Raw genomic sequence first — 13,132 nt, forward strand, 5'->3', positions numbered from 1 at the left:
GCGCCTACTCTGATCCCATGCTGCGGTTGCTTGGAGTTGGTGCTTCAGCACCTACTCCAAGCCCGCAGCGGTCGATAAAGGCCTGAAGAAAACCCCAGGCTGATCTTTCAGAATAGTTCGCTTGCGCGCGATACGCATGTGAAGATCGGCGCGAGTCCCGCCTCGTTGCCGCTCAGGCTGCGGCCAGCCCCTTTTCCTTCAGCCAATCCGGATTGAAAAGACGCGCGCGATACAGTTCGCCGCGATCGCACAGCAGCGTCACGATCGTATGACCCGGTCCCATCTGCCGGGCGAGCCAAACGGCCGCCGCCACGTTGATGCCCGTCGAGCCGCCGACATAGAGCCCTTCTTCGCGCAGCAGCCGGTACACCATCGTGACGCATGACTGGTCGTCGATGCGGCAAGCGTCGTCGATCGGCGTCCCTTCGAGGTTGGCCGTAATGCGGCTGGAGCCGATACCCTCCGTGATCGAGTTACCTTCCGCCTTGATTTCGCCCGTTTTCACGTAGCTGTAGAGCCCGCTGCCATGCGGATCGGCGAGGACGGTCCGCACCTCGGAGTTCTTTTCCTTCAGAAAGCGGCTCACGCCGGCCAGCGAGCCGCCCGTGCCTGTAGAGCAGACAAAAGCATCGACCGTGCCCGCGGTGTCGCGCCAGATTTCAGGACCCGTGGTCTCGTAGTGAGCTTGCCGGTTGACGAGGTTGTCGAACTGGTTGGCCCAGATCGCGTTGTCCAGCTCCTGCGCGAGACGCCCGGCGATCTTCTGGTAATTGTTCGGATCTTTGTACGGGGCCGCCGGCACCGGCCGCACCTCGGCGCCGAGAAGACGCAACAGCTCCATCTTGGCCGGCGATTGCGTATCCGGAATCACGATCACGCAGCGATAGCCGCGAGCCGCGCAGATATGTGCGAGGCCGATGCCCGTGTTGCCCGCGGTGCCCTCCACCACGGTGCCGCCTGGCTTGAGCACGCCGCGCCGCTCGGCATCCTGAATGATGTAAAGCGCGGCTCGGTCTTTCACCGAGCCGCCCGGGTTCATGAACTCCGCTTTGCCGAGAATCTCGCAGCCGGTCTCGTTGCTGAGCGCTGCGAGCCTGATGAGCGGAGTGTCGCCGACGCAGCCGACAAAACCCTGCTTGATGCCCATGATCGCCTCCTGCTTTTCACGTGATTGGCGAAAAGCTGCCGCCATACTGAAAAGATAGACGAGACGAAGCCCCTGAATGAAGGAGCCGAATTCAAAGACTCAATGGTGCAATTCCGGGGCGCCTGCCAAGGCCGTTTGAAGTTTCACGATGGCATCGGCCGATTTCCATCATTGCGTCACATGCCCGGATAATTCGGCCCGCCGCCGCCTTCGGGCGTGACCCATACGATGTTCTGCGTCGGGTCCTTGATATCGCAGGTCTTGCAGTGCACGCAGTTCTGCGCGTTGATTTGCAGGCGGTCGCTGCCGTCGTCGTGCTTCACGAACTCGTAGACCGCCGCCGGGCAGAAGCGCCCCTCCGGCCCCGCATAGGTGCGCAGGTTCACGTTCACCGGCACTGACGCGTCCTTCAACGTCAGATGCGCCGGCTGGTTCTCCTCGTGGTTCGTGTTCGAGATGAACACCGAGGACAAACGGTCGAACGTCAGCTTGCCATCCGGCTTCGGATACGCGATCGGCTTGCATTGCGAGGCGGGCTTGAGCATCTCGTGGTCCCAGTGCTGGTGGTGCAGCGTCCACGGCACGTTGCCGCCCAACAGCTTCTGCTCGATGCCCACCATCAGCGTGCCCAGGTACAGGCCCTTGCTCATCCACTGCTTGAAGTTGCGCGCGCGGTGGAGCTCGCTGTAAAGCCACGAAGTCTTGAACGACGCCGGATAGGCGGCGAGCTCATCGCCCTGGCGGCCCGCCTGCACCGCCTCGAACGCCGCTTCGGCCGCCAGCATGCCGGTCTTGATCGCCGCATGGCTGCCCTTGATGCGCGAGGCGTTCAGGAAGCCCGCGTCGTCGCCCACCAGCGCGCCGCCCGGGAACACCAACTTCGGCAGCGACATCAGCCCGCCCGCCGTGATCGCCCGCGCGCCGTACGAGACGCGCTTGCCGCCTTCGAGCACCTTGCGGATCTCGGGATNGACGCCGGATAGGCGGCGAGCTCATCGCCCTGGCGGCCCGCCTGCACCGCCTCGAACGCCGCTTCGGCCGCCAGCATGCCGGTCTTGATCGCCGCGTGCGAGCCCTTGATGCGCGAGGCGTTCAGGAAGCCCGCGTCGTCGCCCACCAGCGCGCCGCCCGGAAACACCAACTTCGGCAGCGACATCAGCCCGCCCGCCGTGATCGCCCGCGCGCCGTACGAGACGCGCTTGCCGTCTTCGAGCACCTTGCGGATCTCGGGATGCGTCTTGTAGCGCTGGAACTCCTCGAACGGCGACAGATACGGATTCGTGTAGCCCAGGCCGACCACGAAGCCGACCATCACCTGGTTGTTGTCGATGTGATAGAGGAACGAGCCGCCGTAGGTGTCCTTCTCCAGCGGCCAGCCGGCGGTGTGGATCACGAGCCCCGGCTGGTGCTTGGCCGGATCGATCTCCCACAGCTCCTTGATGCCGATGCCGTAGACCTGCGGGTCGGCGTCCTTATTGNCAGCCCGCCCGCCGTGATCGCCCGCGCGCCGTACGAGACGCGCTTGCCGCCTTCGAGCACCTTGCGGATCTCGGGATGCGTCTTGTAGCGCTGGAACTCCTCGAACGGCGACAGATACGGATTGGTGTAGCCCAGGCCCACCACGAAGCCGACCATCACCTGGTTGTTGTCGATGTGGTAGAGGAACGAGCCGCCGTAGGTGTCCTGCTCCAGCGGCCAGCCGGCGGTGTGGATCACGAGGCCCGGCTGGTGCTTGGCCGGATCGACCTCCCACAGCTCCTTGATGCCGATGCCGTAGACCTGCGGGTCGGCGTCCTTATTGAGCTTGAAGGTCTCGTTGAGCTGGCGGCCCAGGTGCCCGCGGCAGCCTTCGCAGAAGAGCGTGTATTTGGCGTGCAGCTCCATGCCGAGCTGGAAGTTCTCGGTGGGCTCGCCGTCGCGGCCAACGCCCAGGTTGCCGGTGACGACGCCTTTCACCGAGCCGTCGTCGTTATACAAAACCTCGGCAGCCGGAAAGCCCGGAAAGATCTCGACGCCCAAGGCTTCGGCCTGCTGTCCCAGCCAGCGCGTGACGTTGGCGAGGCTGATCACGTAGTTGCCGTGGTTCTTGAAGTTGTCCGGCAGCGCCCAGTTCGGGGTCTTGACGGCGCCTGTCTCGGTGAGAAAGAGGAAGCGGTCCTCGGTCACTTCGACGTTCAAAGGCGCGCCCTTTTCCTTCCAGTCGGGAATCAGCTCATTCAGCGCTCGCGGGTCCATCACCGCGCCCGACAGAATATGCGCGCCGATCTCCGAGCCCTTTTCGAGCACGCAGACGCCGATCTCGGCGCCGTGTTCGGCCGCCAGCTGCTTCAACCGGATCGCCGCCGAGAGCCCCGCGGGGCCGCCGCCGACGATCACGACGTCGTACTCCATCGACTCGCGCGGGCCGTATTGCTGGATCAACGTGGCGTCTTGCATCGTTCAACGCTCCACCGGATCGATTGCGATAGAAACGAGACGTGCGCCTGGCCCCACCGCGTGCAAGTCGATTTCCTCACGCCGTCCGTCGATCCAGATGCCCGTCATCGGCTCGAGCGACACGCCGTTGAACAGCGCGCCCGCTACGCTCCATTGCCCGGCGACGCACAAGACAAGATGGGTCGAAGCCGCCGAGATCCGCAGCGAGTCCGACGCCATATCGACGCTGGCCTGCCAGGCGCCCCGTCGCGTCATCACGTTGAGCACGCCGACGGGCCGGGCGGGCACGCTTGCCCATATCAGCAGATCGCCGGGGAACTGCACGGGCTGTCCCGGGCGCGCGAACCACGCGCCATCCTGCGAATGCAGATCGACCGCGCCTTCGTCGAGCAGCAGCAACGTGCGATCGACCCCCGGAAACTGCGAGAACTTTGCCGGCCCGTTCAGGGTGGCGAGGCTGACACGCCACTCGATGCCGCCGTCGCCGGCGGCGCGTTTTGCGATGGTGCGCGTAGAGCCGCCGCCGTTTGCCCACGCTTCGGGCACGAGCTGCGCGCAGTCGAAGAAATGAATCGATTGCTGCGACGGCGGCTTTGCCGCGCCGGCCAGCGCGCCATGCCGATCCATATGCATCACGCCCGTCATGACGCGCTCCGTGCGCCCATGTGCGCTTCCAGCTCGCGCATCGTCTCGAACAGATCGCCGACGAGCCCGACGTCCGCGACGGAAAAGATCGGCGCGTCCGGGTCCTTGTTGACGGCGACGATGACCTTCGAGTCCTTCATCCCCGCCAGATGCTGAATCGCGCCGGAGATGCCGAACGCAAGATAGACGTCGGGCGCGACCGTTTTGCCGGTCTGTCCGACTTGCGCGGCGTTGGGCGCATAGCCGGCATCGACGGCGGCGCGCGACGCGCCCAACGCCGCGCCGACACGCTCAGCTAGCGCGCCAAGCCGCGCCATGTTCTCTTTCGACGCAAGGCCGCGGCCGCCCGCCACGACGATGCGCGCAGTCGACAAGTCGTGGCCTGCCTGCTGCGTCGCCTGGCGTTCCACGAGCTTCGTTCTTTCGAACGCAGGTAGCGCATCGAGCGTAACGATGGACGCGCTGCCGCCTTCACGCTCGACAGTCGCAAACGACGACGCGCGAAACGTCGCAAACGTGAGCGCGCTTTCGCTTGCCACGGTCGCGAGCACGCTGCCCGCATAGAGGCCGCGCACGAAGCGGCCGTCGTTCGCGAGGCCGGTTACGTCCGCCAGGAACGCGCTCCCGGTCAGCGCGGCCGCGCGCGGAAACGCGCCGCGAGCCAGCGGCCGGTGAGCGGCGGCGATCAGCGAATAGCTGCCGCAGACCGCGTGCAACTGCGCGGCGAGCGTTTCCGGCGCCGGCGTCTCCATGCTGTCGAAGCTGCCGCTCAGCACGCGCTCCACGCCGCGGATCTGCGCAGCCGCGTTCGCAGTCTTGGCATCGAGCGCGAGCACGTCGAGAGGCGCGCCGCGCTGCGAGACTGCGCCGATCACGCGCAGCGTGGCGTCGCCGATCGCGCCGTGATCCGATTCGGCCAGTACCAGGGTTCTCATGCGACGGCTCCTGCGGGTTCGAACACACGATGCGCCGCGAGCGCGTCGAGCAGCGCGGCGGTATCCGCGACCTTGACGCCCGCCTGCCGCGCGGGCGGCTCACGCAGCTCGACAATCCGGCTTTGCGGCGCGAGCTCGACGCCGAGTGTGGCGGCATCGATCGTCGCCAGCGGTTTCTGCTTGGCCTTCACGATGCTCGGCAACGTCACGCGCCGGGGCTCCGCGAGGCGCAGGTCCGCGCTGACGACGGCCGCGCCGTCGAGCTGCCAGGCCGCCGTGCCCGAGTCGTCGCCGCAGGTCACGCGCCAGCCGGAGCCATTGGTTTCGATGGCGCTCGCGTCGAGCGCCTGCGGCCAGCCGAGCAGGCCGGCGAGCATCGCGGCGACGCCGCCCGTGTCGCCGTCGATGGCCTGCTTGCCGCAGAGCACGAGGCCGAATGCGTCGTGCGCCGACAGATACGCGCGCAGCAGGCGTGCGACAGCGAGCGAGTCCAGTGTTGCGGTGGCGGCGCCCGTGTCGAGCAGGACCGCGTTGTCGGCGCCCATCGCGAGCGCCGTGCGCAGCACGTCCTGACTATTGGCCTGTCCGCAGGTGATGACGGTCACCTGCGAGGCGTGCCCTGCCTCCCGCAGTTGCAACGCCTTTTCCAGCGCACACTCGTCGAAAGGATTGAGGGACATCTTCAGGCCGTTCGTGTCGATCGCGCCGTTGGCGCCGACTCGCACGCGCACGTTCGGATCGACGACGCGTTTGACGGGAACCAGGATGTTGAGGGGCATGTTGCCTCCCGCTGGGCCGCCCCGAGGGAGGCAACCGCCCCCTCGGGGGGGCAGCGAACGATAGTGAGCGTGGGGGTAGTTCATTTCGTCTCCACGGGTCAGGACACCGCGCCCGACCCGTACTTGCCGACGAGCAGCGCGCCCGTCGAGAAGCGGTCGAGGGCGTACGGCGCGAGCGACACGTCGGTCGGCTGGCCGAGCGCATGCTGCGCGAGCAGCTTGCCGATGCCGGGCGAGAGCTTGAAGCCGTGCCCGGAGAACCCGAACCCGACGACGAGCCCTTCGACATCGCCGGCGCCGCCGAGCACCGGGTTCCAGTCGGGCGTCACGTCGTAGACGCCCGTCCACGACGACGCGAGCCCCGCCGTCTCGTAGGCGGGGAAACGCTCGGCAACCTGGGCGCCGACTTCGGCGACATAGTCGAGAGAGATATCGCCCTGTTCCGTCTCCGGCGCATTGAGCGTTTCGCCGACCACGCCTTCGGACACGAGCATCTGGCTGCCGCCGTAGCTGCGGAAATACAGCATGCCGGGCGAACCGAGATCCTTGAACGCGGGCATGCCGAACGTGTACGCGCCCGTGTCGCATTCGAGGGCGAGCACCGTATGGCGCTCGGGCTTCACTGGCAGCGGCACGCCGATCCAGCCAGCCAGTTCCGGCGTCCAGATGTTTTGCGTGCTGATGAGCGTGCCGCAGCTGAAGCGGCCCGCGCTCGTCTCGACGCCTGTCACGCGCCGTCCCTCGCGGATCACGCCGGTCACCGTCGTGCCTTCCATGATCTTCACGCCGCGGCGGCGCGCGGACTTCGCGAAGCTGGTCGCGACGAGATAGGCGTCGGCGAAGCCGGCCTCGGGCTCGAAGCCGATCAGCGCCGCGTCGTCGAACTGTGCGATCGGCAGGCGCTCGCGCGCTTCGCCGCGGTTCAGCAGGCGTACCTCGATGCCCATCTCCTGCTGGGCGGTGAGCGACGCGCGCAGCGGTTCGAGCTTGTCGCCTTCCGGCGCGCAGATCATGTAGCCGCATTTGACGAGCCCGCACGATGCTTCGTCGTCGCCGACGTACTCGGCAAAGTTGTTGAAGGCCCACCACGACGAGCGCGCCAGCTCGACGTTCTGACGAACCGAGTAATGCGTGCGCAGCAGGCCCGACGATTGCGACGTCGTGCCCGCGCCGATCGTGCCGCGCTCCAGGACCAGCACGCTCTTCGCGCCGGACGCGGCGAGATGGTGCGCGACCGATGCGCCGATCACGCCGGCGCCGATCACGATGAAGTCATAGTGGCTCATGGGAATCCCTGATAAGGCGATGGAGCGGATTCTAGGAAGCCGAAACGCGAGGCAATTTTGTATTAGGCAAACTTATGACGCGCGCCCGAAAACGCTCATCGTGAGCACGGGCGGATTTTGGGCGTGCAGCATCCGACAAATTGGAGTCACGCACGATGAGACGAACCCAAACGCCAATCGATCTGCGCGCGCTGCAGGCTTTCGTCGCCGTGTGCGAAACGGGCTCGATGACGGGCGCGGCGAAGCAGCTCGGCGTGAGCCAGAGCGCGATCAGTCAGGCGGTGTCGGCGCTCGAGCGCGATCAGGGCATGACGCTGTTCGACCGCGAGAGCCGCCCGCCGCGGCCGAATATCGCCGGACGCGCATTGCTGGAACTCGCGGGGCCGCTGATCGAGCACGCGCAGATGGTGAGCACGCGGATCGGCGACGCGTCGCACGCGGGCACGCTGCCGGTGCGGCTCGGTTGCGTCGATTCGTTCGCGGCGACGGTCGGGCCGGAGCTGATTCGCGCGGTGTCGAATTCGGCGCGGCAGATCTCGCTGTGGTCGGGACTCACGCCGGGGCTGGCGAAGCAACTGCACGACCGGGAGCTCGATATCGCCGTCTGCACGCAGACGACGCTCAACGACGCGCGCATCGTCGAAATCCCGCTCTTTTCCGAGGCGTTCGTGGCCGTCGTCGCGCGCAGCCATATCGCCGGCCGCCCGCAGATCGACTGGCGCACGCTCGACAAGGAGCTGCCGCTGATCCGCTACACGGCGCGCTCGGTGATCGGCCAGCAGGTGGAGCGCTTCGCGCGGCATCTCGGCATCGACAGCCCGCGCCGCTACGAGTTCGATGCGACCGATCCGCTGCTGAGCCTCGTGGCGGCCCGTTTGGGCTTCGCGATCTCGACGCCGTTGTGCCTGTGGCAGGCGCGGCACTATCTCGGCGACATCGCCGTACTGCCGCTGCCGTCCGGGCGGCTCGGACGGCGCGATTTCTTCCTGCTGCACCGGCAGGGCGAGTGGGACGACTTCGCGAGCGAGATCGTCACGTTGACGCGGACGGTCATCGATCGCTCGATCCAGCCGGCGCTGGCTCGCGCGTTGCCGCAGCTTCCCGAGGATGCATTGCGCTGACCGCACCGTTATTCAAGGAGACCGCCGATGGAAGATCTGTACACCCTGCAACGCGGCGAGGCGCCGCTGCTGATTTCGATTCCGCATCTGGGCAGCCGGATTCCGCCGGAGTTGCGGCCGCTCTACACGAATCAGGCGCTGACCGTCGCCGATACCGACTGGCATCTGGATCGTCTCTACGATTTCGCCTCGGAATTGGGGGCGACCGTGCTCGGCGCGAAGCTGTCGCGCTATGTGGTCGACCTGAACCGGCCGCCGAACGACGAGAGCCTGTATCCGGGGCAGACCACGACGGGCCTGTGTCCAGCCGAAACGTTTCGCGGCGAACCGGTGTACCGCGCCGGCTGCGAGCCTGATGCGCAGGAAAAGCAGCGGCGCGTGACGCACTACTGGCAGCCCTACCACGACCGGCTGCATGCCGAGCTGATGCGTCTGCGCGAACGTCACGCGCACGTGCTGCTGTGGGAGGCGCATTCGATTGCGAGCGTGCTGCCGCGCCTGTTCGACGGCAAGCTGCCGGACCTGAACCTCGGCACGCAGGACGGCCGCACGGCCGCGCCCGCCTTGCAGACGGCAGCCGTTGCCGCCGCGGCGGACAGCCCGTTCACCTGGGTCGCGAACGGGCGCTTCAAGGGCGGCTATATCACGCGTCATTTCGGCTCGCCGGGCAACGGCGTTCACGCGATTCAGCTCGAGATGTGCCAGTCGATCTACATGAGCGAGCGCTCTCCGTTCGCGTATGACGAGGCGCGCGCGGCGCTCGTGCAGCCGGTGTTGCGCCGGATGCTCGAAGGCGTGCTGCACGCCTTGACGGCTTTATAAGCCGGGCTGATGCAACGTCGTAACCCGCGTTGCCGTTTCAGTGCGCCCGTGCACCGCATTCACGATCGGGCCGCACCGCGGGCAAGCAGAGGCAGGAGAGGCAGGGTGATTTGGAAAGACCGCAGTGTGCCGTCGATGTTTATTGGCAGGAACTTTTGATTCTCATTGATAAACATGGCACGGACGTTGCATGACAGGTGTCCGGAGCGAGGACGCTCACTCGGCGGCAGGCTGGGGATAGACGAAGATCGACAGGAACTGGATCGGCGTCTTGATCAGGCGCTCGGGGCCGTGCGGGACGTCGCCTCGAAACGTGAGCGTATCGCCGGGATGCAGGATGTAGGTCTGCTGGCCGTGACGGTACTCGATCACGCCCTTGAGCATGTGGATGAACTCGGTACCCGAGTGCTGGAAGACGGGGAAGCGTTCCGACTCGTCGTCCATCGTGATGAGGAACGGCTCGAAGAGCTTGCGCGGGCCCTGGTCGTATGCAAGCAGATGGTAGGTGTGGCCGCGCTGCGTGCCTTTGCGGACGACCTCCATGCCGGCGCCTTTCTTGACCAGCTGGGCGCCGCCTTGCGGGACGTCGAAGTTGCGAAAGAGCGTCGACATCGAGACGCCGAGCGCCATGGCGATGCGGTTGAGCACGTCGAGCCCGGTCGAGGTTTGCGCGTTCTCGATCTTCGAGAGCATCCCGCGGCTGATGCCGGCCTGCTCGGCGACCTGCGCGATGGTCAGCCCGTGAGACTGGCGCAGCTCGCGGATCGTCGTGCCGAGATAGCGTTCGAGCGGTGATTTGCCGTCGTCCTCGTTTTGCATGGATGGCCTCGGAGAAAGGAAGCAAGGTTAGCAGATCGCGATGGTTTGCCAGCCTTGGGAGCGGGAACGCTTGCGCTCAAAAGGTTTCCTGGTGAGAAATATTTTTGCATGTCAATAAATTGTTGCAAGGAGTGGCAATGAACCTGAACGATGCGAGCAAGCTGCCGGTCACCGTCGACGAGCTCGGAAGCGTTCCGCGCTTCGACACGGCGGAAGACGCGCAGGCCTGGCTCACACAGCGGGGCGTGAAATATGTGTTGGCGCAGTTCGTCGACATTCACGGCGTGGCGAAGGCGAAGTCCGTGCCGGTCGCGCATTTGAAGAGCGTGCTGACGGCGGGCGCGGGCTTTGCCGGTTTCGCGATCTGGGGCGTCGGCATCGAGCCGAACGGGCCGGACTTCATGGCCGTCGGCGATTTGTCGACGCTGACGCCGGTGCCGTGGCAACCGGGCCTCGCCCGCATCGCGTGCGATGGCCACGTCGACGGCCAGCCGTGGGCATTCGATTCGCGCGTGACGCTGAAGAAGCAGGTCGCGCGGATGACCGGGCGCGGCTGGACGCTCTACACGGGGCTCGAGCCGGAGTTCTCGCTGCTGCGCCGTTCGGCGTCGGGCATGCTCGAGCCGTGCGACCCGAGCGACACGCTCGCGAAGCCGTGCTACGACTACAAGGGCCTGTCGCGCACGCGCGTGTTCTTGGAAAAGCTGACCGAATCGATGCGCGCGGTGGGCATCGACGTCTATCAGATCGACCACGAAGACGCGAACGGCCAGTTCGAGATCAACTACACGTACACGGATTGCCTGACCTCGTGCGACCACTACGTGTTCTTCAAGATGGCCGCGTCCGAAATCGCGAACGAGCTCGGCATGATCTGCTCGTTCATGGCGAAGCCTTTCGCCAATCGTCCCGGCAACGGGATGCACATGCACATGTCGATCGGCGACGGCGAGCGCAACCTGTTCGCCGACAAAAACGATCCGCTCGGCATGGGCCTCTCGAAGCTCGGCTACCAGTTCACGGCCGGCCTGCTCGCCCACGCACCGGCGCTGGCGGCGCTCTGCAACCCGACCGTCAACTCGTACAAGCGGCTCGTGGTGGGCCGCTCTCTGACCGGCGCGACGTGGGCGCCCGCCTATATCAGCTACGGCGACAACAACCGTTCGACGATGGTGCGCATGCCGGGCGAGCGCATCGAGCTGCGCCTGCCGGACGGCTCGTGCAATCCGTATCTGGCGACGGCGGCCGTGATCGCGGCCGGGCTCGACGGCGTCGAGCGCGAGCTGTCGCCGGGCGAGCCCGCCAACGAAAACCTCTACGACTGGACGCCGCAGCAGTTGCGGGAGCACCAGATCGGCGTGCTGCCGCAGAACCTCGAGCAGGCGCTCGACGCGCTCGAAGCCGACCGCTTGATCTGCGATGCGCTCGGCCCCGTCGCGGACGAATTCCTCAAGCTGAAGCGCATGGAATGGCTCGAATACATGCGCCACGTATCGGATTGGGAACTGAAGAGCTACCTCGAATTTTTCTAAGGAGACGCAATATGTGCGGAATCGTAGGTCTGCTGGTGAAGACGCCGGCACTACGCGAACGGCTCGGCGAGCTGATGGTGCCGATGCTGATCGGCATGACCGAGCGCGGCCCGGACTCGGCCGGGCTCGCCGTGTTCGGCAAGGCCGTCGATGCTCACCAGCGCAAGCTCAGCCTCTACTCGGGCTTCACCGAAGCGGGCGAGCGCTTTGCTTGGGCAGAGCTGCTCGACGCGCTGAACGCCGCGATGGACGTCACGGCGCGCATCGAAGCGAAAGGCAACCATGCCGTGCTGACACTGCAAGGCAGTGTCGAGAACGTGAAAAGCTGGTTGCGCGAGCACTATCCGAAGCTCTATCTGCTGTCGGCGGGCCGCTCGATCGACCTGTACAAGGACATCGGCTTGCCCGCGCAGATCGCGCAGCGCTACGGCTTCGCGAACCTGAAGGGCTCGCATCTGGTCGGCCACACGCGGATGGCGACGGAATCGGCGGTCACGCCCGATCGCGCGCATCCGTTCACGGCGGGCGAGGACTTCTGTCTCGTCCATAACGGCTCGCTGTCGAATGCGCATGGCGTGCGCCGCAAGCTGGAACCCGAGGGGATTCACTTCGATACCGACAACGACACCGAAGCCGCGTGCCGCTTTCTCGAATGGCGCCTGCGCGAAGGCGACACGTTGCCGGACGCGTTGCAGAAGGGCTTCGAAGAACTCGACGGCTTCTACACCTTCCTGATGGGCACGACGACCGAGCTCGCGCTGATCCGCGATCCGTTCGCCTGCAAGCCCGCCGTGGTCGCGGAGAACGACGAGTACGTGGCGATCGCGTCGGAGTTCCGTTCGCTCGCGCATCTGCCCGACATCAAGAACGCGAAGGTCTTCGAACCCGCACCCGAGGAGATGTATGTATGGAAAGCGTGACATTCGACCTTGAGCGCACGCCGGTCAGGGAAGTGAACCAGTACCTGCACGGCGCTGCTGCCGAGCTGAACGGGCAGCGGATCACGGTGAGCTCGCCCAACGGCGCGCACAACATCGCCGTCGGCGTCGATGCCGACGTCGCGATCACGATCGAGGGCCACGCCGGCTACTACGCGGGCGGCATGAACAAGCACGCGACCATCGTCATCGAAGGCAGCGCGGGCACCGGCGTGGCCGAAAACATGATGAGCGGCAAGGTGCACGTGAAGGGCTTCGCGTCGAACGGCGCGGGCGCGTCGGCACACGGCGGACTGCTCGTCATCGAAGGCGACGCGGGCCTGCGCTGCGGGATTTCGCTCAAAGGCGGCGACATCGTCGTCGGCGGCTCGGTGGGCAGCTTCTCGGCGTTCATGGCGCAGGCGGGCCGCATGGTGATCTGCGGCGACGCGGGCGATGCGCTCGGCGACTCGCTCTATGAAGCGGTGCTGTACGTGAAGGGCGAAGTGAAATCGCTCGGGGCGGACGCGCAGTTCGAGCCGATGACCGATGCGGACGTGTCGGCCGTCGCCGCGCTGCTCGACGCGGCGGGGCTCGCGCACGATCCGCGTGCATTCAAGCGCATCGCTTCGGCCCGCACGCTTTATCACTGGAACGCCGACGCCGACCAGGAATATTGAACACCCCGTTGAA

Annotated in this window: 11 protein-coding genes and 3 pseudogenes; 5 read left to right on the top strand and 9 right to left on the bottom strand. The window is 66.0% G+C overall.

What is annotated here, in order from left to right:
- Nucleotides 1–172 precede the first annotated feature (172 nt).
- The 8 genes and pseudogenes from FAZ69_RS30780 to FAZ69_RS30815 form a co-directional block, all read right to left on the bottom strand.
- Nucleotides 173–1,147 (bottom strand): cysteine synthase A, encoded by a 975-nt coding sequence (locus FAZ69_RS30780; RefSeq protein WP_136898871.1) that lies wholly within the window; start codon nucleotides 1,145–1,147, stop codon nucleotides 173–175.
- Between the two features lie 176 nt (nucleotides 1,148–1,323).
- A pseudogene (locus tag FAZ69_RS30785) lies at nucleotides 1,324–2,115 on the bottom strand (electron transfer flavoprotein-ubiquinone oxidoreductase); the annotation flags it as partial.
- A gap of 11 nt (nucleotides 2,116–2,126) precedes the next feature.
- A pseudogene (locus tag FAZ69_RS30790) lies at nucleotides 2,127–2,594 on the bottom strand (NAD(P)/FAD-dependent oxidoreductase); the annotation flags it as partial.
- A gap of 44 nt (nucleotides 2,595–2,638) precedes the next feature.
- Nucleotides 2,639–3,583 (bottom strand): annotated as a pseudogene (locus FAZ69_RS30795) (NAD(P)/FAD-dependent oxidoreductase); the annotation flags it as partial.
- Between the two features lie 3 nt (nucleotides 3,584–3,586).
- A complete protein-coding gene (locus tag FAZ69_RS30800) occupies nucleotides 3,587–4,228 on the bottom strand; it encodes a HutD/Ves family protein (protein ID WP_136898872.1) in 642 nt (213 codons plus the stop codon).
- Entirely contained in the window at nucleotides 4,225–5,163 is a 939-nt protein-coding gene (locus FAZ69_RS30805; protein WP_136898873.1) for an electron transfer flavoprotein subunit alpha/FixB family protein, read from the bottom strand. The genes FAZ69_RS30800 and FAZ69_RS30805 overlap by 4 nt, the downstream gene beginning before the upstream one ends.
- Nucleotides 5,160–5,942: an electron transfer flavoprotein subunit beta/FixA family protein gene (locus FAZ69_RS30810; protein ID WP_136898874.1), complete on the bottom strand. Its 783-nt coding sequence runs from the start codon at nucleotides 5,940–5,942 to the stop codon at nucleotides 5,160–5,162. The genes FAZ69_RS30805 and FAZ69_RS30810 overlap by 4 nt, the downstream gene beginning before the upstream one ends.
- A gap of 98 nt (nucleotides 5,943–6,040) precedes the next feature.
- Complete coding sequence (locus FAZ69_RS30815) at nucleotides 6,041–7,228, bottom strand: NAD(P)/FAD-dependent oxidoreductase (RefSeq protein ID WP_136898875.1); 1,188 nt, start codon at nucleotides 7,226–7,228, stop codon at nucleotides 6,041–6,043.
- 155 nt (nucleotides 7,229–7,383) lie between these two features.
- Here FAZ69_RS30815 and FAZ69_RS30820 point away from each other — a divergent pair, with 155 nt between their 5' ends.
- Both FAZ69_RS30820 and hutG read left to right on the top strand, forming a co-directional pair.
- Complete coding sequence (locus tag FAZ69_RS30820) at nucleotides 7,384–8,349, top strand: LysR family transcriptional regulator (protein ID WP_136898876.1); 966 nt, start codon at nucleotides 7,384–7,386, stop codon at nucleotides 8,347–8,349.
- Nucleotides 8,350–8,376: 27 nt separating this feature from the next.
- Nucleotides 8,377–9,171 carry an N-formylglutamate deformylase gene (hutG, locus tag FAZ69_RS30825; protein ID WP_136898877.1) on the top strand — a complete coding sequence of 265 codons (795 nt, stop codon included), beginning with the start codon at nucleotides 8,377–8,379 and terminating at the stop codon, nucleotides 9,169–9,171.
- A 216-nt stretch (nucleotides 9,172–9,387) separates the two neighbouring features.
- On the opposite strand, the gene FAZ69_RS30830 is transcribed toward hutG, so the two are convergent.
- Nucleotides 9,388–9,990: a helix-turn-helix domain-containing protein gene (locus FAZ69_RS30830; protein WP_136898878.1), complete on the bottom strand. Its 603-nt coding sequence runs from the start codon at nucleotides 9,988–9,990 to the stop codon at nucleotides 9,388–9,390.
- 137 nt (nucleotides 9,991–10,127) lie between these two features.
- Here FAZ69_RS30830 and glnT point away from each other — a divergent pair, with 137 nt between their 5' ends.
- The 3 genes from glnT to FAZ69_RS30845 are packed head-to-tail and all read left to right on the top strand — an operon-like array spanning nucleotide 10,128 to nucleotide 13,119.
- A complete protein-coding gene (gene glnT, locus FAZ69_RS30835) occupies nucleotides 10,128–11,522 on the top strand; it encodes a type III glutamate--ammonia ligase (RefSeq protein WP_169708820.1) in 1,395 nt (464 codons plus the stop codon).
- A gap of 11 nt (nucleotides 11,523–11,533) precedes the next feature.
- A complete protein-coding gene (locus FAZ69_RS30840; RefSeq protein ID WP_136898879.1) occupies nucleotides 11,534–12,442 on the top strand; it encodes a class II glutamine amidotransferase in 909 nt (302 codons plus the stop codon).
- Nucleotides 12,430–13,119, top strand: coding sequence for a GltB/FmdC/FwdC-like GXGXG domain-containing protein (locus FAZ69_RS30845; protein ID WP_136898880.1), 690 nt, complete (start codon nucleotides 12,430–12,432; stop codon nucleotides 13,117–13,119). Before FAZ69_RS30840 ends, FAZ69_RS30845 begins: the two co-directional genes overlap by 13 nt.
- The last annotated feature ends 13 nt before the right edge of the window (nucleotides 13,120–13,132 follow it).

The sequence above is a fragment of the Trinickia terrae genome (assembly GCF_005144415.1).
Lineage (GTDB): Bacteria > Pseudomonadota > Gammaproteobacteria > Burkholderiales > Burkholderiaceae > Trinickia_A > Trinickia_A terrae.